The following is a 23,423-nucleotide window of genomic DNA, read 5'->3' as shown; positions in this document are numbered from 1 at the left end:
CCCGATGCTGCCAGTTTTAAAAGACGAGCGACGCCCCGGCGCGGCGGGACCGCCGCGCCCGAATGTTCAACCCGGAAAGAAGCCTTAAAGAAAACCGATAGAAATCCAGGGGATCGCCGCGACCAGAATCAGGCCGACGATCAGCGCGCCCATATAGCCGACGATCGGACGAATGCCCGCATCGGGATTGACCTTGCTGATCGCGCAGGCCGAGTAGTAGCCGACGCCGAAGGGCGGCGAGAACAGACCGACGCCCATCGAAAGGATCACGACGATCGCGTAGTGCACCTCGTTGACGCCCGCGAGCCGCGCAATCGGAAACAGCAGCGGCCCGAACAGCACGATCGCGGGAATGCCTTCGAGCACGCTGCCGAGCATCACGAACACGACAATCGACACCGCCAGAAAACCGTACGCGCCACCGGGCATCGCACCCATCCATTGCGCGAGGTCCTGCGAGAAGCCGGATTGCGTCAGCGCCCACGCCATCGAGGTCGCGCAACCGATGATGAACAGGATCGCGCCCGACAAGGTCGCGGCATCCACCAGCATGCGACCGAGGCGCCGCCATTCGAAGCGGCGGTACACCAGCAGTCCGATCGCCATCGAATATGTAATGCCGATGGTCGACACCTCCGTCGCGGTCGCTACACCTTCGACCACCGCCATACGAATCACGAATGGCAACGCCAGCGCCGGCAGCGACACGATGAATAACCGGCCGATCTGCCGCTTGCTGAAGCGCTGCGCGCCGCTCAGGTCTTCCTTGCGATAGCGCCACCACACCACCACACAGAGAATCAACGCGAGCACGGCACCCGGCAACATTCCGGCGGTAAAGAGCGCTGAGATCGATAATCCGGTGACCGAACCAATCGTGATCAACACAATGCTCGGCGGAATGGTTTCGCTTTGCGCACCCGTGGTGGCCAGCAATGCAACCAGATCGCCCTCTGACGCGCCACGCTTCTTCATTTCCGGGAACAGCACCGGTGCGATCGCGGCCATGTCCGCGACTTTCGAACCGGAGATGCCCGACACCAGATACATCGCGCCGATCAGCACGAACGACAAACCACCGTGCACGTGACCGACGAGGCTCGCGAGAAATTCAATCATCGCGCGCGCCATACCGGTCATTTCGATCAGCAAGCCGAGAAATACGAAGAGCGGCACCGCCAGCAGCACGAGATGCGACATGCCCTCGTCCATGCGGCCCACTACGACTTCTAGCGGCGTGAAGGTCGAGAGGCCGAGATAACCGAAGGTGGCGAGCGCGAAAGAAAAGCCGATCGGCACACCCGAAAAGATGCCGCTCGCCACCACGCCGACAAAGAAAATCACGAGGTTGGTTTTGCCGAGTGTCTGGAACCACGGCCCAGCGAACACGGCCACCGCACCCAACAGCGCGGCGATCATCAACACAATCAGGACGTCACGCACGCGGCTGATCTGGGCGAGACGGATCAGGCCGACCAGCAGCATGAGCGCGGCACCGATCGGTAGCGCGAGCGCGCGCCATGCGTTGCTGATTTGCAGCGCGGGCGTGACGATCGCGGCCTCGCCGGATGCGTAGTCATACGCCGGTGCGACCAGCAATGCGAGCAACGCAATCGAGGCGGCAATCGCGAGCGTATCGACAAAGGGCCGCCGTTGCGGCGAAAGACGGCTGACGAAGGCTGTCATCCGCATATGTTCACCGCGCCGCAAGGCGAGCACCGCGCCGAGCATGGCGAGCCACAGGAACAGGATCCCGGCCAGTTCGTCCGACCACACCAGCGGCTGATGCAGCACATAACGGGACACTACGCCCGCCAGCATCACGACAATCTCGACCGCGAGCAGCGCCGCCGCGCACAATTCGACCAACGCAATGAGGCCACGGTCGAAGGCTCTGAGCCAGCGGCGCGGCAGGCTGGCCGCGTGCAACGTCACCGCGGCCTCCGCCGGATTCAATGCGTGATTCGACATGCCGTTGCCTCCTTGCGGCCGGTAGCCGCGCTTCGTCTCATGCTCAGCGGTGTACCGCACGCTCAGGCCAGTTTGCCGACCGACTGTTCGAGCAGATCCCAGGCCTGCGTGCCGAACTTGCTTTTCCAGTCGGCGTAGAAGCCCGCTTGACGCAGCGCTGTGCGGAATGTGTCCGGCGCCGGACGATTGATCGCCAGCCCTTTGCTTTGCAGGTCCGCGACGGCCGCGTCGTTGAGCTTGCGGACATCATCGCGTTGCTTTAGCGCGCATTGATTGAAGGCGTCGCTGGCGATGCCTTGCAGGTCTTTCGGCAGACGTTGCCACGCACGCGGGTTCAGCACGAACCAGTAGCCGTCCCACATGTGATTGGTCAATGAACAGAACTTCTGCACTTCATAGAGTTTCGCGACCTGGACGATAGGCAACGGATTTTCCTGCGCATCGACAATATGCGTTTGCAGCGATGAATAGACTTCGCTGAATTGCAGACTGGTCGGCGCCGCGCCGAGACCTTTGAACATGTCGATACTGAGCGGACTCACCGGCACGCGAATCTTCAGGCCACGCATGTTCTGCGCGCTCGTGATCGGGCCGTTGCTGGTGGTGGTCTGCCGGAAGCCGTTGTCCCACATCTTTTCGAACGATTCCAGGCCGGCCTTCTGCATCGCCGCGCGCACGTAGGCGCCGAGCTTGCCGTCCATGGCGCTCCACACCTGGTTGTAGTCGCTGAAGGCAAAGCCCACTGCGTTGATGGCGACCGATGGCGCGAGCGTCGACACCACCAGCGCCGACGGCGTGAACATTTCGATGCCGCCGCTGCGCACCTGCGCGAGCATGTCGGTGTCGCCGCCCAACTGGTTGTTAGGGAATATCCGGATCTCCATGCGCCCTTTGGACGCCTCTTTGATCTGATTGGCCGCTTCCTGCGAGCGCACATTCAGCGGATGCGTGAGCGGCAGATTGTTGCCGTACTTGAACACGAACTCCGGGCCGGAGGCCGCGCGCACGATCGCCGGAAAGCCCAGCGCGCTGGCTACCGGGAGCGCAGCCGCGGCACGCAGCACTGTGCGCCTTGCAAGATTGGTCATTTGAGTGTCTCCTTGCTTATAATTGATGTGACTGTTGAATCCATCAAAAACCATCACCACTCGCTGACAATACCTTGATTTCCGGTCACTGGTCGTCGGTCGCCGTGTGATAGCTGCAAGACTAGGCGTGCGCGGTGATGGCTGTCAAACCGCGAACTTGATGGTTTTTGATGGACTTCCAATCTGCGAAGGACTGCCATGTCCGAACCGCTTTCCCTTGCTGTCACTGCGCGGGCGCGCATTCCTGACATTGCGCGTGCTGCCGGCGTTTCGACCGCCACGGTCGATCGCGTGCTCAATGGCCGCGAAGGCGTGCGCGCCATTACCGCGCAGCGCGTGCTGCAGGTGGCCGCGCAACTCGGCTATCTGCCCGCGCCGGATGTGCCTGCCGCGCCGGTTTCAAAACCGATGCGCATCGCGTTTCTGCTGCCTGCCGGCACCAATCGTTATTTGCACATGCTTGGCGACTACATCGATTTCGCGCACGAGCAATGGAGCGCGCTGGATATGAAGTGCCGCGTGCACTACGTCGAGAGTTTCAATCCCAAGGAACTGGCTGACCGTCTGTTGCATTACGGACAGCGCGCGGACGGCGTGGTGTTTATGGCGCTCGAGCATCCTGTGGTGCGCGACGCGGTGAATGCGCTGGCTGACCAGGGTGTGCCGGCGATCACGTTGATTTCGGATTTATCGAATGCGCGGCGACTCGCTTATGTGGGTATCGACAACCGGTCCGCTGGACGCACGGCGGCGTTGTTGCTGGGGCGATTCATGGGACCACGGCCGAGTGGGAAGATTGCGATGCTTGCCGGCAGCCTCAATTATCGCGGGCATGAGGAACGCGAGATTGGCTTCCTGCACCTGATCGAATCGACGTTTCCACAGGTGCGGGTGATCGGTTTGAGGGAGGGGCACGATGATAGCGAGCGCAATTATGCGCAGACACGCAAGTTACTGGAGCAGCATCCGGATCTAGCGGGGATTTATAACAGTGGTGGTGGATCGGATGGCGTCGCTCGCGCGATTGTTGAAGCTCGTTCCGAGCAGAAGATTTTATTCGTCGGACATGGGTTGACGCCGGATACCCGGGCGCTGTTGATCGATGGGACGATGGACGCGTTGATTACGCAGACGCCGCAGGCGATGGTGGGGAATTGTTTGCGGATTTTCCGCAATGTGAAGGATGGGAGGGATGTGATGAGTGATGTTCGGCCTGTGGTGTTTAGTATTGTGCTTCGGGAGAATTTGCCCTGAGCGGGGTGCGGCTTTTTTTTTGCCTTTGGCGGCGGCATTTCCTTGTGCCTGCGGCGTTGGCCTTTTCTTGTTTTGTTTCTGGTTTTATTGGCGTTCCCCCTGCTGTTTTGCCTACGGCGTTGGCTGTTTCTTTTGCTATTGGTTTATTAGCGTTCCCCCTGTGCGGGGGGGGCACCTACTTTTCTTTGCCGCCGCAAAGAAAAGTAGGCAAAAGAAAGCGGCTCCAACCGCCAATTCTTAAGCGGGTCCCCTGGCTTGGAGGGGATCGTGGCTCCGTAGAGATTGGGCTCCCGCAGCCGTCCGCGTGAGTGACAAGGCCGTCATTCCTCCGGCGGCGCTGCGCGCGCCGGGGCGGTACTTCTCAAAACCATCCGGTTGGTGTTTTCGGCGCCTCGCCGAGGCGAAGCCGATGGTCCCCCACCACGCGCAAACGAAGCCCCCGGTTTCCCTGGTTGACCCAACCGCGACGCACGTAGTGCGGAGTGGGAGCGGATGACGGCTGTGTCACAGGCACTTATGGACCGAGCTGTGATCCGTTAATCGCACCACCAGTCCCTCCAAGCCAGGGGACCCACTTAAGAGTTGGCGGTTTGAGCCGCTTTCTTTTGCCTACTTTTCTTTGCGGCGGCAAAGAAAAGTAGGTGCCCCCCGCACAGGGGGAACGCTAATAAACCAATAAGCAAACAAGAAAAGGCCAAAGAAGCAAGAACCAGGAAAATGCCGCCGCCAAAGGCAAAAAAAGAAACCACCGCCGGGCACACCAAATGCTGAAACAACACTGTCACAGACATTTTCAACATCGAAAGGAGATCACATCATGCCTTACCTTCTCGGTTGGCTTCTTGGCGTCCCGTTGATCGTGCTTGTCATCCTGTACCTCATTTTCCATTGAGGAAACTCGGCAGTTCACCTGAAGATAACCTCTTCGCGCTGCGAGCCGCCACACGACGGCCACAGCGGCATGACAGGACCAGGACGCCCGCAACATGGGCGTCCCTCTTTGCGCTTAGCGCGCCAACCCGAACTTACGGGTCAGTGACAAAACAATCACGGACCATTTTCACTTGCAGTGCGGAAAAAGGCGCGTAAAACTAACCTCACTACTCCACCAGAATCGCCAGTCACGCATGCGGACGCGCGCAACGCGCACACAGCACGCACACACCGCGTGTGAGCAAGGAGGGACCGATGGCAAGCAATGAATTCACGCTGTCGCATCAAGACATAGTAAAAGCCGTAATCATTCATCAGAATATTCATGAAGGCTTCTGGACGCTAAACGTCAACTTCAATGTCGCGGCCACGCACGGGCCGCAAGTGGTGGATCCCTGTCTCGCAGTCACCATCAAAGGCATCGGCATCATGCGGGCATCCCCCACCGATCCGTTCGCCATCGACGCGGCCGAGGTCAATCCTTCAACACCCAAACGCGTCGAAGGCAGCGTGGAAATTGCAGCAGCCCTCAACGGTACGCACGACAGCGGCATGCAATTCTGTCGCGACGTCTATCGCAATGTCGCCGTACAAAGCGCCGTCAAAGTCCCCACCAAACCAAGCTGAGCCTTCACTCGTGCGTACCGGTTCTAGCCGCGCCGATCAGTTGACGCAGTCAGCAAACGGCCACAAGAGAAAACAAATGTGCGCATGCCCGGCGAATGCGTCCTCCAGCGCGGGTAGCGCCGGAATTCGCCCGCGTGCCGCCTTCTTCCTGTGAAGGCGGCGAGACACCGGATGGCAGCTCGTGGCCGCGTAAGACCACCCGCTCGAGGCGGGCAGCCCGGACGGTTGTCCCGGGCATCAATGCACCTTGAAAATATACCCAGGCATAGGCTGGATAGGCTTCTTAAAGCATGGTGCCGGACCGCCCGCATCAGAATGATCTTCCTTTAGAATGACGCTCGACAGAACAATCTTCCGAGCAAGCCATGAGCACCCGAAATCGCCCACTGGACAACCAGGACCGGAAAATCCTGCGTGAGTTGCAAAAGAACGCGCGCCTGAGCAATGCCGAGCTATCTGAACTGGTCGGCATGTCGACCACCGCGTGCTGGAATCGCACGCGGCAACTGGAAACAGAGGGGTATATCCGGGGCTACGTCGCGTTGCTCGATCAGCAGAAGCTTGGCTTCGCGGACGTGGTACTGCTCGAAGTCACCCTCGATCGTCACGACGACGACGCCCTTGCCCGCTTCGGCGCGGAGCTGGCAACCCTGACCGAAGTGCTGGAAGCCTATCTGGTGTCAGGCGATTACGACTATCTGGTCAAGGTGGCGGTAGATGGCACGGCGGGTTACGAGCGCTTCCTGCGCGAGAAGCTCTACAAGATTGCGGGCATCCGTCACAGCCGCTCGATGTTCGCGCTGCGCTGTATGAAAAGCATCCCGTCCGTGCAGATCTGACGGGTATCGTCCGCACCCGATCACGCTCGGCTCAACGGCTTCTGACACGCCGCGAGTAGCGCGCCGGCAGCGAGCAGCAGCGCGGAATACACGAGCCCGCGCGCGAGGCCGGCGCCGTCCGAGACCCAGCCGATCACCATCGGCCCAACGATCTGTCCGAACGCGAACACGATCGTGAAGGCGCTGATGCCCTTCGCCCAGTGACTGACAGGCAGGTTGTGGCGCACGAACGCCGTGGTCGAAGCAACGGCGGAGAGAAACGTCGCGCCGAACAGCGCACCGGATACGAACGCCACCCACGGTTGCGTGAATAGCGCGGGCATGAGCGTCGCGACGGCAAGCAGCGCGTTGAGCACCGCAAGCGCCTGGCCGCCACGCATGCGATCGAGCAGACCGGACCACAGCCGCGCGGACACGACCGTCGCCACGCCAAGCAACATGTAGAAGCCGGTCACCACCGCCGCGCTCATCCCCGCGTTACGCAGCAACGCGACGATGAACGTCATGTAGCCGATATAGCCGACGCCAAACAGCGCATAGCCTGCCAGCGCGGCACTGAAACTCGGCCAGCCCGGCGCAGCGGTGGCGCCAGAAGCGTGCGCGGTCGCAGACCCCGTCGCGTGAACGCTGTCGATTTTTCGGGCGGTGCCGATGGCAATGGCCGCGAACGCAGCGCACGCGGCCGCCAGCGCAAACCATGCGTACTGCCAACCGTGCACGACATTGAAAATCGTCAACGGCACCAGCACCGACGACGCCACAATGCCCCACCCCGTGCCGCCGTAATAGAGACCGAGTACGAGCCCCGCATCGCGGGGTCTCGCCGACGCCAGGCGCGCCGCCAGTACGCCGCCACTGATGAAAATCGCCGCGCTGCTCACGCCGGTCATCACGCGTATCGCCAGCAGCGAATGCGTATCGGCGAGCAGGCCGCTCGCTGCCATCAGAAGTACCGTGGCCGCACAACCGGCGCTGAACAAGGTCCCCGCCGGCCAGCGTCGCGCGACACGTGGAAAAGCCAATGCACCCAATAGATAACCCAGCGCGTTCGCCGTGTTCATCGCGCCAGCCTCGGCAAAGCTCCAGCCGAGGTCGAGTTTCATCGAGGGCAGCAACAACGCGTAGGCGAAGCGGGCCAGACCCAGCGCGATCGCGCTGCCGAGCGACAGGGCGACGGCCAGCAACAAGGTGGGCCGGCGTTGCGCCGCTTCGGGGGCCGTCACGGTCGATGCCGTGTGGAGAGATTTTGTTGACATGGGCTGACGTCGGTAGGCACGGATGCCGGCAGAGTTGCTGCGGCGCTTCGCCATCATATCTGGGGTCGCATTTGGCGGCTGACAGTTAGTTGCGCGTTTGCATGCGTGTGGGCGCTCACCGGCTGCCGACGCCTGGTACAGCACGCATCACAGCGCGTCAAATCATCCGATAATTCGCTTTGTAAATGCGAATGATTTGCATTTACGTGGAAATTAGCGCATCATGGAGCTCGTGCTATCAGCCGAACACCACCGTGTCCATTCCGGAGCCATTGATGAACTTTCGCTCTCAATACAGCAGCCGTCCCGAACTGATCGACGATCATGTGACCGACGTCAGTGACGCGACCGATCGCACGGTGCTCACCGCCGTGCGTACATGGTTGCGGCCGGCGTGTGAAACGGCGCGCGGTGGTGTGAACTGGCGCGACATTCTGAGCGGCGTCGGTTTGCGGCAGGACGGCATCGAACATTTCGACCTGCTGATGCGTTCGCTGATGCACGTCTCGTATCGGCCGCTCGACACGCGATGCCGCTGCGCCGCCGATCTCGGCAAGGATGAAGCCGTGATTCTGCAAACCATCGCGCTACTGCAAAAAACCCATAGTGGCGCCGCGCTGCGCATGCTGACCGAGTGGCTGCCCGCGCCGGCCGTTAGCGGCGTCTTGAAGCTGATCCGCTGGTTCGCCATCGACCTGCTCGACGCCGGTCTCGAACTCAACGTGCAAGCGCGGCGCGTCACGTATATGCATTGAGGACCCGAGCGTATGCCGTTGGAACTGGCTTATCCCGCGCCGCCACGTGTGCGCGACAGTGTCGACTCGCACGCTGCGCCCGTCGCTCAGTCTGCCCGAGTGGCCCCCGCCATCGTCAAGACGGCGCAGCCCACCTTTGTCTCACACCCGCTCACGCGCAACTATCCACGCACGATCACCGTGCCACGCGCGGGCGAGCTGCATCTATGGCGCTTCCGCTGCGAGTGGTTGCCGGTGCCCGTGCAGGAAGCCGATAGCTGGCTATCGAAGTCCGAACGCGAGCGCGCGCGATTGCATCCGAACGCGGCGCTGCGCAAACGCTTTATCAGCGCGCGCGCGGTGGTGCGCTGGATCGTCGGGCATCTGTTCGGCTGCGAACCGCGCGCCGTCGATCTGCAGGACGACGGCCAGGAGAAGTTGCGCGCGCGGCATCCGCATGACGGCCGCGGCATTGTCATCGATATCGCGTATGGCGGCATCTGGATCGTGATTGGCATCGCGCCGGCCATGCTCGGTCTCGGCGTCAGCGTGCCCTCGCCTGGCGCGCCGCCCGACCCGGCGCCGGACAGCGAACGTCGACGCGCACGCTACAGCAGTCTGTGCAATGCGTTGCGTTATGCACCGGAGGACCTCGACCTGGATCTGCTGGGCGGCGACGCTGTGTCGTGCGCGTTCGATCTCGCCCGGCATGGTCGCTGGCATGTGCTCGACCTGCCGATGGCTGGAAAAATTCGCGCCGCCGTTGCACTCGCGCAGCCGGTCACCCAGGTCCATGCGTTCGGCTGGCCGAAGGCGCTGGCATTCGGCGCCAGCGACTGAACGTCGGCGGGTCGCGTCCGTTCTATCTGGCGCTTACCTGGCGCTTACCTGGCGCTTACCTCGCGATCCCTGAAACCGACCACGCGAGGCAGGCGGCATAAGCGTCCGGCGCCGCGAGCCAGCGGCCCGCCAGATCGCGCATATCGTCCGGGACGTGATCGCGTAATCTCACCTGCGCGCCATCGCGCGGCAGAACGGTCAGCTTCTGCAATCCACGCGTGATCCCCACGCCCGTGGTTTTAACCAGCGCCTCCTTGGCGACCCACACCTCGTAGAACGCGGTGAACTGTTCCGCGCGACCGAGTCCCTCGAGCCACGCTGCTTCGCTCTCGGCGAGTGTCAACGACGCAATCGAGCGCCAATCGAACTTGTCGCTGTGCTGCTCGATATCGACCCCGACACGCCGCACCGACGACATCGCGATGAGTCCATGCGCGCCTGCGTGCGACACGTTGAAATCCGGCGCATCGCCGTCTGCATCGACGAGATGCGGGCGACGGTTCGCATCGAGCGCAAAGCGCACAGCGTGTGCCGCAATGCCGAGCGCCTGCGCTAGTTGCTCGCGCAGCGCCGCGCGCACGGACACAAAGCGAAGCGCATCCGCGTGATGGCGAAAGCCTCGGGCTCTGGCGCGCTCGTCCTCGCTGAGCGACGCGAAAGCGGCATCGTCCAGCGCGGCGCCGGCGGCGAAGTCGATTCGCCACAACGCGATGTCGGACGGAACGTCTTGCGGTAGTGGAACAGGTTCGACGAAATGCATCGCAGGGTTCGGGCCTCACACGCGAGGTCGCAAGGAAATACTCGCGACTCTACCCGATATGACGTCCAATCCCCTGCGATCTTTAGATACGCTTCGTTTCCTTCGGCACGCCGAGCAGCAAAGCGACGCCGCTCACGAACAGCAGCGCGGTCAGTAGATAGAGCGCATTGTCCATGCTGCCCGTGCGCGTCTTGATCAGACCGATCACCCACGGACTGACGATCCCGCTCGTGATACCAATACTGCTGATCAGCGCAATGCCGGCCGCCGCCGCGGCGCCCGACAGATAGCCCGACGGCACGGTCCAGAAGATCGGCAACGCGGCGAAGATCAGCACGGCGGCCAGCGAGAGAATCGCGAGCATCGCCGGGAAGCTGCTCAAATGCAGCGTCAATAGCGAGAGCGCCATGCCGCCGCCGATCGTGCACACCGCAAAATGCCGACGGCGTTCACCACGACGATCCGAGTGGCGCGCAATCAGTATCAATCCCACCGCGCCGATCGCGTTCGGGATCACCGTATAGAGACTGATCGCCAGCACATCGTGAACGCCGAAGTCGCGAATCATCAGCGGCATCCAGAAGTTCAGCGTCAACGATGCACAGGTCAGCGAGAAATAGATGAACGCGAACAGATAGACCCGCGGATTGCGTAGCGCCTGCATGAAAGAGCGCGACGAATGCGCTTCCGACGCCGGACGGCGGTCCTCGTCGCGTTGCGCGATCAACTGCGCCTTCTCGTCGGCGTTCAGCCACGTTGCGTGCTGCGGTCCATCCACCAGATAGAACGCCGCGAGCAGGCCGAGCACGATGGCCGGTGCGCCTTCGATCACGAACATCCACTGCCAGCCGAACAGGCCCATCACGCCGCCCATGTCGCGCATGATCCAGCCGGACACGAGACCGCCGAGTACGCCTGCCACCGCGACGCCGGCAAAGAAAATCGACAGCACCGCCGCGCGCCGCCGCGCCGGATACCAGTAGGTCAGATACAGCACGATGCCGGGGAAGAAACCCGCTTCGAACACGCCGAGCATGAAGCGCAACACGTAGAAATGCGTGGGTTTCGACACCAGCATCATGCCAACCGATGCAATGCCCCACAGCAGCATGATTCGCGTGAAGGTGCGCCGCGCGCCGAAGCGTGCCAGCAGCATATTGCTGGGTACTTCGCACAGGACGTAGCCGATATAAAAGACCGCGGCGCCAAGACCGTACATGGCATCGCTGAAACCGAGGTCGTGCTTCATCTGCAATTGCGCGAAGCCGATATTGATGCGGTCGAGAAACGACACCACGTAACACAGGAACAGAAATGGAATGATCCGCAGTGAGACCTTGCGATACAACAGATCGTCGTGCGCGGCAGCGGACGCGTCCGGCGCGAGCGCGCGGGCGAGGGATTGGTTCATCAGTTATCTCCAAACGTGAGGGTCCAACGGACCCGCTGGGTCCGGCGTCTTGATGCGCCGCGTTTCCGGTGTGCTACAGGGACGGCATGCGGCGGTGTTAAGGCGCCGCGCGCCGGGGTGAATGGCGCGTGGCTCGAATGGCCCCACGCGTGCAGTGTTTAATCGTCTTGTCCGTTCAGGCGGCCAGCGAATGCGTCGCGGCGCCTTTAGCCTCGGCGTCGACCGCGCCTTCACGCGCGTGCTGCATGGCCTCGAGCAGCGTCGCGTGATCGCCGATATGGTTGGCGAGCAGCAGAATCAGTTGCGCATTGGCCGACTGACTCTGCGCATCGTCGAGATCGCGATGCATGTCGATCAACGCCTCGTAGAAATCGTCGGGGCGGGCGAGATTGGGTTGCGTGTTCAATGCCATGTCTGTCTCCTGCTATTTTCTTGCGCCGGTACGCGTTTATCGATGCGCTCTGTTCGATGCGCGATTCAGGCGGTGCCTTCCACGCACAACGCGCGCTTCAATGCCGCTTGCACGGCGTGCACATCGAGTTGCCGCCAACGCGCGCAGACATGCTGATCCGGGCGAATCAGATAGAACGTGCCGGGCATAGCGTCATAGCGTGCCGCTGCGAGCCCTTCGGCGTCGTGTACGACGTTCGCGCTGGAAGTCACCGCGGCCGCCGAAGCCGCCACCTGCGCAGCATCGCTCGACACGATCACCAGGTTCAGTGGAATCGGACCGGCACGCAATGCGTCCAGCGCGGTCTGGGTTGTCGGATCGATGCCTTGCGGGCCGCAGAACACCACGCCCGTGAACTGCTGACCGAGTTGCTGCAACAGCCATGCCGGTTGTCCGGCTGCCCGCACCGGCGCATCGACGCACGATGCGCCCGGCACCATCAAACCCGTAAAACGATCGACGTCCGCTGTATTCAGCGGAGAATCGCGCAGCACCGCCGGTACCGACAAGCGGCCGCTATTCGCCAATTGCCGTGCGAATGCGTGTTTGCGCGAGAGCTTCAGCACGGCGTCGCGGAATACGCGGCTCACGGGGCTCTTCGGCGTGATGAAATCAGTGGAGCGCGTGGAATGGCGGATGTTTTCGTCGGCGGCGAATTCGCGTTCGCTGGCATAGGTGTCGAGTAGCGCGTCGGATGCCTTGCCTTCGAGCACCATCGCCAGTTTCCATGCGAGGTTTTCCGCGTCCTGCACGCCGCTGTTGGCGCCACGCGCGCCGAACGGCGAGACGCCATGCGCCGAATCGCCCGCGAACAGCACGTTACCGTGGCGGAAACGGTCCATGCGCAAACACGAAAACGTATAGACGCTGACCCATTCCAGCTCAAATTTCGCATCCGGCCCGAGCAACGCCCGCACGCGCGGGATCACGCGTTCCGGGGTTTTTTCCAGCACCGGATCGGCGTCCCAGCCCAGCTGAAAGTCGATCCGCCACACGTTATCCGGCTGCCGATGCAACAGCACCGATTGATTCGGGTGGAACGGCGGATCGAACCAGAACCAGCGCTCGGTCGGGAAGTCTGCTTCCATCTTGACGTCCGCGATCAGGAAGCGGTCCTTGAACGTGACGCCCTTGCTGTCGAGTCCCATCAGGTTACGGATCGGACTGCGCGAACCATCCGCGGCGACCACATAGCGGCCACGCAACGGGTACTGGCCATCGGGTGTATCGACGGTCAGCGTCACGCTAGCGTCCTGCGCACCCGGTGTGCCGCTCTGCTGCACGCCGACCACCTTGCTCTTCCAGCGGATCTCGAGATTGGACAGCGCCTGCGCGCGTTCGAGCAGAAAGCCTTCCACGTAGTACTGCTGCAAGTTGATGAACGCAGGCCGGTTGTGGCCCGCTTCCGGCTGCAGATTGAACGTGTACACCAGTTCATCTTTCAGGAACACCTTGCCGACATTCCAGCTGATGCCCTTGTCCACCATCCGCTGACCGCAGCCGAGCCGGTCGAAGATATCCAGCGAGCGCTTCGAAAAACAGATCGCCCGCGAACCGGTGGATAACGAACAGTCGTCGTCCACCAGGACGGCCGGCACGCCCTGCTGCGCGATGTCGATCGCGGTGGCGAGGCCCACCGGACCGGCGCCGACCACGATCACGGGATAGACCGCCTGGTCCGTGCCGTCTTGTGCACCTTGTTCGCGGCACGGCCGGTATTCGAACGACAGCGTCTGGTAGTTGATGCTCATCTTGTGTCTCCGTCCGTCTCTGCTCTGCTCTGCTCTGCTCTGCGGTACTTTTTATCAGGCTTGCAGCGCGTCCCACATGTCCTTGTCGCGCTGCGCCGTCCAGATGCGCGGATGCGTGATGCCGCTCGCTTCGTCGAACGCGCGGGAGACGTCGAACGGCAGGCAGTGTTCGTAGATGAATACGTGGCCGAATTTCGGGTCCATCGCCTTGCGCGTGTGCGCCATCGCGGCCTTCAGATCGAGCTTCTGTTCGACCGCTTCGCGGCCCTGTTGCAGTAGCGTGGTGACGAAGTCTTTGGTGTAATCGAGGCCTTTGTCGACATCGTCGGGCGTAGTCAGCGCGGGGCCGCGGCCCGGCACGAGCTTCTCGGCTTTCAGTGCGCGCAGCGCTTCGAGCGTGGTCGGCCATTGTTCGAGCTGCGCGTCGCCGCAATAGCAGGCAGCGTCGTACTCGACCAGGTCGCCGGAGAACAGCACCTTCTGCGACGGCAGCCACACTACCGTGTCGCCCTTCGTGTGACCAGCGCCCAGATGCGCGATGCGCACTTCGAGCTTGCCGAGAAACAGCGTCATTTCTTTTTCGAACACCAGCGTGGGCCACGTCAGGCCCGGCACGGTTTCGACGCCGGCGAACAGGCGCGGGAAGCGTTCGATTTCCGACTTCATGTCGGCTTCGCCGCGCTCGACGATCATCTCGTAGGTGCCGCGGCTCGCGATCACCTCTTGCGCGCCTTCTTCGAAATACGCCGATGCGCCGAGCACGCGCACCGCGTGGTAGTGCGACAGCACGACGTATTTGATCGGCTTGTCGGTCACGCTGCGAATCTTCGCGATGAGGTCTTGCGCCATGGCCGGCGTGGCGGTGGTGTCGACGATCAGCACGCCGTCATCGCCGATGATCACGCCCGAGTTCGGATCGCCTTCAGCGGTGTACGCGTAGGCGTTCTCGGACAGTTGCGTCCACGTGACTTTCTTGACTTCCAGGTCGGCCTGGGATGCGAATGCCTTTGCCATGCTTGTCTCCCTCAAAAGTGGGTGTGAGGCGAGACCGCCGGCCGCGCGTTCCGCGCAGGCCGACTGGATTGGAGGATTGTCTCGCCCCGTTTTTTGACTCTGTCAATGCGCCGGTGTGTCGGGGTGAATGCATCTTATGGCTGGGCTGGATTATTTGTCAATAGCGAAATGTATTGCTATACGCAAATTTCAAAGCGCCTAAGATGAAGGCTGGTTGGCGCCGGTTTCGCGCGGGCCTTCGGTTAACATAGACCCTTTTTACAGACGGGCGCAGTGTGAGCAAAGCAGCGAAATCGGGCGCGGGCAAAGGCGCGGGCGTCAGCGAGACGGCGGACGGCGGCAAGACCCAGCGCGGAATCCAGAGCGTCGAAGTGGGCGGCCGCGTGCTGCTGGCGCTCGCGCAGGCGCGCAGTCCGCTCGCGCTGTCCGACCTCGCCAACGCTGCACAAATCGCGCCGGGGCAAGCTCATGCTTATCTGGTGAGTTTGAGCCGGCTGGGCCTGATCAAACGCGACGAATTATCGGGCCGCTACGAACCCGGCCCTTTATCGCTGCGGCTTGGCTTGCTGCATCTGGAAAACCAGCCGGCGTTTCGCGCCGCCGTGCCGCGCGTAGCCGCGTTGGCCGAAGCGATCGGCTTTAGCGTCGCGATCTGTATTGCGGGGCCGCAAGGGCCGACCATCGTCCGCTACGAGCATGCGGGGTTTCCGCTGCATGTGAATCTGCATGTGGGCACGGTGATGTCGCTGCCGGCCACGTCGACGGGACGCGTGTTTTGCGCGCATCTGCCGGGCGAGGCGCTGGCCGGCATGTGGGCCAATCAGTCCGGCGCCGCAGGCAAGGCGATGACGCCGCCCGATGAACGCGCCGCCTTCGAGGCGGTGCTCGAACAGATCCGCGCACGCGGACTGGAATGCAGCGTGGACGCGCCGAGTCCGGGCATCAGCAGCCTGAGCGCGCCGGTGCTCGATGCGGCTGGCCACTTGTGCCTCGCGCTGACGGTGATCGGCTCGACCGGCACGATCGATGTCGCCGCCGACGGCCCGACCGCTCGCGCGCTGCTTGCGGCCACACATGACATCGGCGCCGAACTGGCGGCCGCCCCCTCCCTGCAAGCGTCTTCCGCACCGTGACCGACACTCCCGACACCTCTGCCGACAACGCCGCCGATGCGAAACCGCAGCGCGGCATCCAGTCGCTCGACAGCACCGGCGAATTGCTTGCCGCGCTGGTTGCTGCGGCCCGGCCGTTGACCTTGCGCGATCTGGCCGCCGCTGCGGGCATGCCGCCGGCCAAAGCGTTTCCACACCTCGTGAGTCTGCAGAAAATCGGTCTGCTGAACCGCGATGCCGCGGGCTGTTTCGAAGCCGGTCCGCTCGCGCTGGAGCTTGGGTTGATCGGCTTGCAGCGTTTATCGCCGACGCGCGAGGCCGAGCCGGAAGTGGTCGAACTGGCCGCGTCGACCGGCATGAGCGTCGCGATGGCGGTGCTCGGGCCGCTCGGGCCGACTGTCGTGCGCCTGGAGGAGTCGGCGCGGCCGCTGCACGTGAGCTTGCGGGTGGGCACGGTGATGTCGCTGGTGAATACGGCGATCGGCCGCGTGTTCGCCGCTTATGTCGCGGACGACGTGCGCAATGGTCTGCTGGCGCAGGATTATTTGCGGCTGGCGGGGGCGCAAGCGAAGGAGATTTTTGCGGCTGCAGCGGCAACGGCGGGTGTCAAAGACGCCCAGCCGTCACAGTTGGCCAAACATTACGCACAGCGCCTCGCGCAAATCCGCGCGGACGGTATCGATACCGCGCTGAGCCGGCCTGTGCCGGGCATCAATACCCTGGCCGCACCGGTGCTGGACCATACCGGCAGCATCTGCCTGGTTCTGGCCTTGATGGGGCCGAGCGGCAGCTTCGACAGCGAACTGAAGGGCGGGCCGGCGCAGACTTTGGGCGCGGCAACGTTGAGGTTGTCGCGGCGGTTTGGATGGATGGCGGCCACACCCTGATCCGCCGACGCACCGCCCGCGCAATCAATCTCCCCTCGCTTCCGGCTCATGCGATGCCAGCCGCGCCTTCGCATGCCGCATCTTCTCCAGCGTCTTCGGCCCTGCCTTTAGCGCCACCCCAATAGCCAGCGCATCCATGATGCACAGATGCACGAGCCGCGACACGCCCGGCGTATTCGGATCGATCGGGCTCGGCACTCGCAGCAGCAGCGGAATATCCACCAGCCACGCGAGCCGCGAACCGACGTTGGTCAGCGCAATCGTGGTCGCGCCGCGTTCCTTGGCGATCTGAATGCTTTCATTCACTTCGACGCTACGGCCCGAATGCGAGATCGCGAAGGCCACATCGCCCGGTTCCATCAGCCCTGCATACAACCGTTGCAGATGACCGTCCGTAAACGCGGTCGACGCAATATCGAGCCGCAAAAACCGCAGCGCCGCATCCTGCGCGACCAACCCCGAGCCCGAGCCGACACCAAAGAAAAACACCCGCCCCGCGCTCGACAAGGCCGCAATCGCGCTTTCCACCACAGCGGGATCCAACGCCCCACGCGCATGCATGATGCCCTCGACGGCTGCTTCGCCGACCTTGTCCATCAGCGTCTGCACGTCGTCATCACGCGCCACCGCCGTGGACGCATACGGCACACCGCCCGCCACGCTCTGCGCCAGTTGCATCTTGAAGTCGCGCAGACCATGCGCACCGATCGCGCGGCAAAAACGCGTGACGGAAGGCTCGGAGACCTCCGCGCGCTGCGCAAGCTCGGTGATGCTCGCGCGCATCGCAAAGTCGACGTCGCTCAGCACCATGTCGGCGACCTTGCGCTCGGCGGGCCGCAGACTAGCCAGCGCGCTGCGGATGTGAGGAATCAAGTTCGGTGCGGACACCCAGTGTTCCTTAAGGGGTAAATGAATCCGCGTCGCGTCGCAGCTTCAGTGGGCAACACGCGGTTCAGACCAGCCTGCGTCCACTCTCCGTATCGAACAGATGAATATGTTCAGCGGGCAGACGCAGCGTGACGCGCTGACCAGGCTCGATTTTTGAGCGCTGGCGCGTCGTCACACACCACGTGCCGCCACCGATTTTTCCGTACAAATGCGTCTCGGCGCCAGTCGGCTCGACGACTTCGACTTCCATCGTCGCGTCCGGCGTTGGCGGCATGGTTTCGATATGCTCCGGGCGCACACCGAGCGTGACCTTCGCGCCCAAGGCCGCCGACGAAGGTACACCCTCCAGCGCAATCTCGCCCCCGTCCGTGAGTTTCAAGGCGAGGCCTTGCCCCTGCGTGCGATTCACCAGCACGCCTTCAGCGAAATTCATCGACGGTGAACCGAGGAAACTCGCGACGAACAGATTCGCCGGATGGTCGTACAGTTCCAGCGGACGGCCAATCTGCTCGATCCGCCCGGCGTTCATCACGACGATGCGGTCGGCCATGGTCATCGCTTCGATCTGATCATGCGTGACGTAAATCACCGTGTTCTTCAGACGCTGATGCAGCGCCTTGATTTCCGTGCGCATCTGCACGCGCAGTTTGGCGTCGAGATTCGACAGGGGTTCATCGAACAGAAACAGCGACGGCTCGCGCACCACCGCGCGGCCCATCGCAACACGTTGCCGTTGCCCACCGGAGAGCGCGCGCGGCAACCGGTCCAGATAGCCGCTCAGGTTCAGCATTTTCGCGGCCGCCTCGATCCGCGGCTTGAAACTCTCCGACGCTTCCTTGCGAATCCGCGGCCCGAACGCGATGTTTTCGTAGACCGACAGATGCGGATAGAGCGCGTAGCTCTGGAACACCATGGAGATATTGCGCTGCTGCGGCGCAAGGCTGTTCGCGCGCGTGCCGCCGATCATCAGATCGCCGCCGCTGATTTCTTCAAGACCCGCCACCATGCGCATCAGCGTGCTCTTGCCGCAGCCCGACGGGCCGACCAGCACGACGAACTCGCCGTCGTCGATGTCGAGGTCGATGCCATGCACCACCTGCGTGTCGCCATAGCGTTTGAAGATGCCGCTCAGTTGCACTGCTGCCATGCTGTCCTCATTGTCGTGCGGTGCGCTTGCGTGAAGCGCGCGCCGCGGTCACCAGTCAAAGCGATTCGAGCGTCAGTTCTTCGGCCATCAGACGGTTGCCGGCCATCAGGCCACCGTCGACCGGCAACGCGACACCGGTAATCACCCGCGCCATCGGCGAGGCGAGGAACAGCACCGCGTCGGCGATGTCATCGGGCGTCGCGAAGTCGCGCAAGGGGTACCACTTCTTCAGGTCCTCGAACACCTGCGGATTCTTGTCGACGCGTGCCTGCCATGCCTGCGTCTTCACCGTGCCCGGACAGACGATGTTCGCGCGGATGCCGTAACGGCCGAGCTCGATCGCCAGCGCCCTGGTGTAGCTGATGAGCCCGGCCTTCGCCGCGCTGTACGCCGGGTGGCCGAGCGCGGCCATGCCGTTCACCGAACCGATCAGCACGAGCGCGCCCTGCTGCCGTTCGATCATCGACGCGCGCACCGCTTCCACCGTGTGATACGTGCCGTTCAGGTTCAGATGGATATCGCGCTGCCAGCTGGCGGCGTCCGTAGTGGCGAGCGTCAAACCCTCGGCGGCGCCCGCGTTGGCGACCAGCACGTCTACCGGGCCGCGCGTCCTGACCGCTTCGGCCACCGCCTGCTGCACTGCGGCGGCGTCGCCGAGATCGACCGCGATCGGCGTGACGTGCGCGGCGCCCAATTGCGCGGTCAACGCGCCGAGCGCGGCGGCGTCGATATCGAGCGCCAGCACCGTGTCGCCCTGCTCCACGAAGCGCCTGCACAACACGCTGCCGATCCCGCCGCACGCGCCGGTTACCAACACCACACGATTCATCTGCGTCCTCGCTCCTGAAACTGCTTGCTGCCCGAGCCGTGGCGTGTAAATTTCCTACAAATCTGACGCTACACAGTTGGCCAGCCATCCCGAAGATTGGGTATCCAGTACATTGCGCTGCACAGAATAACCCTGCTTTACAGCATCTTAGGCACAAAACTGGCCGAGAAAAAATATGGCAGACCCTACGTGACAAGCTATTTTGCGTCCTGTAGGATTTTTTCAAACAATTCAACCCAAGCGGCCGGCGACGGCAGCAGACCACCCCCCACCTTCGTTGGATGGGACCGGGGTAAGCGCTAAAACGCTAACTCCGTTCGACACAGGAGAGAGAAATGTCGTTGCATGCCCGTGCTTCCCTCGCGCTAGGCAAAGTTGCCGTGGCGCTCGCGTTTGCAGGTATCGCCGTCGCGGCCCACGCCGACACGGTCCGCGTGACCGTCGCGCATTACAGCGATGCGACCGCGCCGTACTTCGAAAAAATGGCGCGTAACTTCGAGAAGGCCAATCCCGGCACGACGATCAAGATCGAAGACGTGAACTGGGACACGCTGCAACAAAAGCTGCAAACGGACATTTCCGGCGGCGCCAACGCCGACCTCGCGATCGTCGGCACGCGCTGGCTGCTCGACTTCGTGAAAGACGATGTGGCCGAGCCGCTCGACGGCTACATGGACGCGAGCTTCAAGAGCCGCTTCATCGGTCCGTTCCTGGCTCCGGGTGAAATCAACGGCAAGGTGTACGGCCTGCCGATCGCCGCTTCCGCACGCGGGCTGTACTACAACAAGGACCTGCTGGCGAAGGTCGGCTATCCGGACGGCCCGAAAACGTGGAATGACGTGATCGAGGCGTCGAAGAAACTGAAGGCACAGGGCATTGCCGGCTTCGGTCTGCAAGGCAAGGAAATCGAAACCGACGTCTACTATTACTACGCCCTGTGGACCAATGGCGGCGATGTGGTCGGCAAGGACGGCAAGGCGGCGTTCAATTCGCCGGCCGGCATCAAGGCGGCCACGCTGTACAAGACGATGATCGACCAGGGTCTGACGCAACCGGGCGTGACCGGCTACAGCCGTGAAGACGTGCAGAACCTGTTCAAGCAGGGCCGCGTCGCGATGATGATCTCCGCGCCGTTCCTCGCCAAGCAGATCAAGAAGGAAGCGCCGAACCTGAAGTACGGCATCGATCCGATCCCGATGGGCACGACGCACGCCACGTATGCCGTGACGGACTCGATCGTGATGTTCAAGAACTCGAAGGTGAAGAAGTCGGCATGGAAGTTCCTCGACTATCTGTTCACGAAGGAACCGCGTGTCGAGTTCACGACCACGGAAGGTTTCCTGCCGACCACCAAGGCTGAGGCAACCGATCCGGCGTTCAACGATCCGGACACGAAGGCGTTTGTCGCGTTGCTGCCGACAGCCCACTTCGCTCCGACCGTGACCGGCTGGGAAGACACCGCGAAGGCCGTGACCGATGCAATGCAATCGATCTACCTGGGCAAGGCGAAGCCGGCCGATGCGCTGAACGCAGCGGCTACGCAAGCGAACAAGTCGCTCGGTAAGTGATCGCGCAGTCTCGCGGTCTCGTAGTGATTTGCTGAACACGGAACGCGTGCCGCCGTTTTGAAGGCGGCGCGCGTTCCGGTTGTACTGCACCATCCGCACTATCCGGCCCATCCCGTCGCGCCCGTTCCTGCATGAAGGCGCGTCTTACGATCGAGCACGCATGAGCCGTTCCACCTCTTCGCGCCTGCAAGCGCCCTGGTTGCTGATTGCGCCGAGCCTGGTGTTGGCGCTTTTTATCATCAGCTATCCGATTTTCAACATCGTGTGGCAATCGCTGCACGAGGTCTCGCGCTTCGGCGCGATCCGCGATTTCACTGGTCTGCAGAACTTCGCGACGATCTTCAGCGACCCCGCCTTTCTCGCCGCCGCCAAACGGACGATTGTCTGGACCGTGTGCGTGGTGGGCGGCACTGTGCTGATTTCGGTGCCGGTTGCGCTGGTGCTGAATCAGGACTTCTATGGCCGCGGCGTGGCGCGCACGATTGTGATGCTGCCATGGTCCGTCTCGCTGACGATGACCGCCGTGGTGTGGCGCTGGGCCTTCAACGATGACTACGGCATGGTCAATGTTACGTTGCAGCGGCTCGGGTTGATCAGCGGTCCGATTCATTGGCTCGCGACGCCGGAGCTTGCATTCCCCGTGGAGATCGCGGTCGGCATTCTGGTGTCGATTCCCTTTACGGTGACGATTCTGCTGGGCGGTTTGTCTTCCGTGCCGGGCGATATTTATGAAGCGGCGCGTATGGATGGCGCAAGCGCCTGGCAGCAGTTTCGCAAGCTGACAATGCCGCTTTTGCGGCCTTTCATTAACATGACGATTCTGTTGAACGTGATCTACGTGTTCAATTCGTTTCCGATTATCTGGGTGATGACGCAAGGCGGCCCGGACAACGGGACGCATATCCTGGTGACGTATCTCTACGAGCTCGGTTTCCGGCTGGGACGTCCTGGCCAGGCGGCGGCGGTGTCGCTCATCATGCTAGTCATGCTGTTCGTTTTCTCAATCGCCTATCTGCGCCTGCAGCCCGCGAAAGAAGGAGAGACGTCATGAGTCTTAGCGTCAAGATGAAGCGCTCGTTGTGGTGCTGGTTGGCACTTTCGCCTCTCATAGTGGCCGTGCTGTTTCCGTTCGCTGTGATGCTGTTTACTGCTTTGAAGCCAGCTACTGAGATCTTTGTTTATCCGGCGAGGTGGTTGCCAGTGCATTGGCAATGGAGCAATTTTTCGGATATGTGGGTTGCGGCTAATTTTGGCGTGGCGCTCAGGAATAGCTGCGTGGTTAGCTTTTTGTCGACTGCGCTGGCTTTGGCGGTCAGCTTGCCGGCGGCTTATGCGTTGGCGAGGTTTCCATTTCGTGGGAAGGGCTTGTATTCGCAGTTTTTGCTGGTGACGCAGATGCTGTCGCCGATCCTGCTGGTGGTGGGTCTGTTCCGGCTCGCCGCGATGATTCCTTATGGGGACGGGAATCTGGTTGACTCGAAGATTGGGGTGATCGTTTCTTATGCGGCGTTCAATATCGCGTTTGCGGTGTGGATGCTGTCTTCTTACTTTCAGACGGTGCCGAGGGATCTGGAGGAGTCGGCGTGGCTGGAGGGGTGTGGGAGAACCAGGGCGGTTTTTAAGGTGTTTTTGCCGCTTGCCGTGCCTGCGATTGTTGTGACGGCGATCTTCACGTTTATTAATGCGTGGAATGAGTTTGCCGTTGTTTATACGTTGATTCGGTCGCCGGAGAATAAGACGCTAACTGTGCAGGTGACCGATATGGTGGCTGGGAAGTATGTTGTTGAGTGGCATCTGGTGATGGCCGCTACCCTCTGTGCGACCTTGCCGGTTTCGATTGTATTTGCGTGGTTGCAGCGGTATCTGGTGAAGGGGTTGGCGTTGGGAGCAGTGAAGTAGTCCGTCGGGGCGGATCGCCCCCTGTTCAAGCGGGCACTGTCCAACGCGTATCGAACGCAATCAGGAATACGCCCGTGGCGAGGCGATGGACTTTGAGGGCAGTCCGCGCACCAGCCACGCGCGCGTTTCGAACTCTCTCCTGATCAATCCTGGCGCCGACGCGT

General features: G+C 62.1%; 22 protein-coding genes. 10 read left to right on the top strand and 12 right to left on the bottom strand.

The features are described 5' to 3' along the window. Window positions 1-84 precede the first annotated feature (84 nt). Complete coding sequence (locus PQR27_RS34945) at window positions 85-1,971, bottom strand: TRAP transporter large permease (RefSeq protein ID WP_408528096.1); 1,887 nt, start codon at window positions 1,969-1,971, stop codon at window positions 85-87. Between the two features lie 62 nt (window positions 1,972-2,033). After that, a complete protein-coding gene (locus PQR27_RS34940; protein WP_408528095.1) occupies window positions 2,034-3,059 on the bottom strand; it encodes a TRAP transporter substrate-binding protein in 1,026 nt (341 codons plus the stop codon). Between the two features lie 198 nt (window positions 3,060-3,257). Between PQR27_RS34940 and PQR27_RS34935 the strand changes: the two genes are divergently transcribed. After that, window positions 3,258-4,313, top strand: a complete 1,056-nt coding sequence (locus tag PQR27_RS34935; protein WP_408528094.1) for a LacI family DNA-binding transcriptional regulator — start codon at window positions 3,258-3,260, stop codon at window positions 4,311-4,313. A gap of 575 nt (window positions 4,314-4,888) precedes the next feature. Here PQR27_RS34935 and PQR27_RS34930 read toward each other — a convergent pair. Continuing rightward, window positions 4,889-5,113, bottom strand: a complete 225-nt coding sequence (locus tag PQR27_RS34930; RefSeq protein ID WP_408528093.1) for a hypothetical protein — start codon at window positions 5,111-5,113, stop codon at window positions 4,889-4,891. Between the two features lie 388 nt (window positions 5,114-5,501). Between PQR27_RS34930 and PQR27_RS34925 the strand changes: the two genes are divergently transcribed. Both PQR27_RS34925 and PQR27_RS34920 read left to right on the top strand, forming a co-directional pair. Continuing rightward, on the top strand, window positions 5,502-5,873 hold the full coding sequence (locus tag PQR27_RS34925) for a hypothetical protein (RefSeq protein WP_408528092.1): 372 nt from the start codon (window positions 5,502-5,504) through the stop codon (window positions 5,871-5,873). A gap of 365 nt (window positions 5,874-6,238) precedes the next feature. Next, window positions 6,239-6,712, top strand: coding sequence for an Lrp/AsnC family transcriptional regulator (locus PQR27_RS34920; RefSeq protein WP_408528091.1), 474 nt, complete (start codon window positions 6,239-6,241; stop codon window positions 6,710-6,712). A 20-nt stretch (window positions 6,713-6,732) separates the two neighbouring features. Here the strand turns inward: PQR27_RS34920 and PQR27_RS34915 are convergent, their stop codons facing one another. Next, window positions 6,733-7,968: a YbfB/YjiJ family MFS transporter gene (locus PQR27_RS34915; protein ID WP_408528090.1), complete on the bottom strand. Its 1,236-nt coding sequence runs from the start codon at window positions 7,966-7,968 to the stop codon at window positions 6,733-6,735. A 275-nt stretch (window positions 7,969-8,243) separates the two neighbouring features. Here PQR27_RS34915 and PQR27_RS34910 point away from each other — a divergent pair, with 275 nt between their 5' ends. After that, a complete protein-coding gene (locus tag PQR27_RS34910; protein ID WP_408528089.1) occupies window positions 8,244-8,723 on the top strand; it encodes a hypothetical protein in 480 nt (159 codons plus the stop codon). A 12-nt stretch (window positions 8,724-8,735) separates the two neighbouring features. Continuing rightward, window positions 8,736-9,542 (top strand): 4'-phosphopantetheinyl transferase family protein, encoded by an 807-nt coding sequence (locus tag PQR27_RS34905; protein WP_408528088.1) that lies wholly within the window; start codon window positions 8,736-8,738, stop codon window positions 9,540-9,542. A gap of 55 nt (window positions 9,543-9,597) precedes the next feature. Here PQR27_RS34905 and PQR27_RS34900 read toward each other — a convergent pair whose 3' ends face one another. From PQR27_RS34900 to PQR27_RS34880, 5 genes are all read right to left on the bottom strand, one after another. Further along, the gene (locus tag PQR27_RS34900; RefSeq protein WP_408528087.1) at window positions 9,598-10,302 is read right to left on the bottom strand and encodes a 4'-phosphopantetheinyl transferase family protein; all 705 of its coding nucleotides are present in this window, start codon (window positions 10,300-10,302) and stop codon (window positions 9,598-9,600) included. 82 nt (window positions 10,303-10,384) lie between these two features. Next, window positions 10,385-11,713, bottom strand: a complete 1,329-nt coding sequence (locus PQR27_RS34895) for an MFS transporter (RefSeq protein WP_408528086.1) — start codon at window positions 11,711-11,713, stop codon at window positions 10,385-10,387. A 175-nt stretch (window positions 11,714-11,888) separates the two neighbouring features. Continuing rightward, entirely contained in the window at window positions 11,889-12,125 is a 237-nt protein-coding gene (locus tag PQR27_RS34890) for a DUF2783 domain-containing protein (protein ID WP_408528085.1), read from the bottom strand. Window positions 12,126-12,190: 65 nt separating this feature from the next. Then, window positions 12,191-13,915, bottom strand: a complete 1,725-nt coding sequence (locus PQR27_RS34885) for an FAD-dependent oxidoreductase (RefSeq protein ID WP_408528084.1) — start codon at window positions 13,913-13,915, stop codon at window positions 12,191-12,193. A gap of 54 nt (window positions 13,916-13,969) precedes the next feature. Then, a complete protein-coding gene (locus PQR27_RS34880; protein WP_408528083.1) occupies window positions 13,970-14,929 on the bottom strand; it encodes an MBL fold metallo-hydrolase in 960 nt (319 codons plus the stop codon). A 275-nt stretch (window positions 14,930-15,204) separates the two neighbouring features. On the opposite strand from PQR27_RS34880, the gene PQR27_RS34875 reads away from it, so the two are divergent. After that, window positions 15,205-16,062, top strand: a complete 858-nt coding sequence (locus PQR27_RS34875; protein ID WP_408528082.1) for an IclR family transcriptional regulator — start codon at window positions 15,205-15,207, stop codon at window positions 16,060-16,062. Beyond that, entirely contained in the window at window positions 16,059-16,928 is an 870-nt protein-coding gene (locus PQR27_RS34870; protein WP_408528081.1) for an IclR family transcriptional regulator, read from the top strand. The genes PQR27_RS34875 and PQR27_RS34870 overlap by 4 nt, the downstream gene beginning before the upstream one ends. Window positions 16,929-16,952: 24 nt before the next feature. Here PQR27_RS34870 and PQR27_RS34865 read toward each other — a convergent pair whose 3' ends face one another. From PQR27_RS34865 to PQR27_RS34855, 3 genes are all read right to left on the bottom strand, one after another. Further along, window positions 16,953-17,816, bottom strand: coding sequence for a MurR/RpiR family transcriptional regulator (locus PQR27_RS34865; RefSeq protein WP_408528080.1), 864 nt, complete (start codon window positions 17,814-17,816; stop codon window positions 16,953-16,955). Between the two features lie 64 nt (window positions 17,817-17,880). Beyond that, entirely contained in the window at window positions 17,881-18,963 is a 1,083-nt protein-coding gene (locus tag PQR27_RS34860; RefSeq protein WP_408528079.1) for an ABC transporter ATP-binding protein, read from the bottom strand. A gap of 55 nt (window positions 18,964-19,018) precedes the next feature. Continuing rightward, on the bottom strand, window positions 19,019-19,792 hold the full coding sequence (locus tag PQR27_RS34855; RefSeq protein WP_408528078.1) for an SDR family oxidoreductase: 774 nt from the start codon (window positions 19,790-19,792) through the stop codon (window positions 19,019-19,021). A 335-nt stretch (window positions 19,793-20,127) separates the two neighbouring features. On the opposite strand from PQR27_RS34855, the gene PQR27_RS34850 reads away from it, so the two are divergent. From PQR27_RS34850 to PQR27_RS34840, 3 genes are all read left to right on the top strand, one after another. Beyond that, window positions 20,128-21,360: an ABC transporter substrate-binding protein gene (locus PQR27_RS34850; protein ID WP_408528077.1), complete on the top strand. Its 1,233-nt coding sequence runs from the start codon at window positions 20,128-20,130 to the stop codon at window positions 21,358-21,360. Between the two features lie 160 nt (window positions 21,361-21,520). Then, a complete protein-coding gene (locus PQR27_RS34845) occupies window positions 21,521-22,411 on the top strand; it encodes a carbohydrate ABC transporter permease (protein ID WP_408528076.1) in 891 nt (296 codons plus the stop codon). Continuing rightward, a complete protein-coding gene (locus tag PQR27_RS34840; protein WP_408528075.1) occupies window positions 22,408-23,259 on the top strand; it encodes a carbohydrate ABC transporter permease in 852 nt (283 codons plus the stop codon). The genes PQR27_RS34845 and PQR27_RS34840 overlap by 4 nt, the downstream gene beginning before the upstream one ends. The last annotated feature ends 164 nt before the right edge of the window (window positions 23,260-23,423 follow it).

Origin of the sequence: Paraburkholderia fungorum (assembly GCF_046027215.1) — a bacterium.
Classification (GTDB): Bacteria; Pseudomonadota; Gammaproteobacteria; order Burkholderiales; family Burkholderiaceae; genus Paraburkholderia; species Paraburkholderia fungorum_D.
This window is presented reverse-complemented; position numbering and strand designations above follow the sequence as displayed.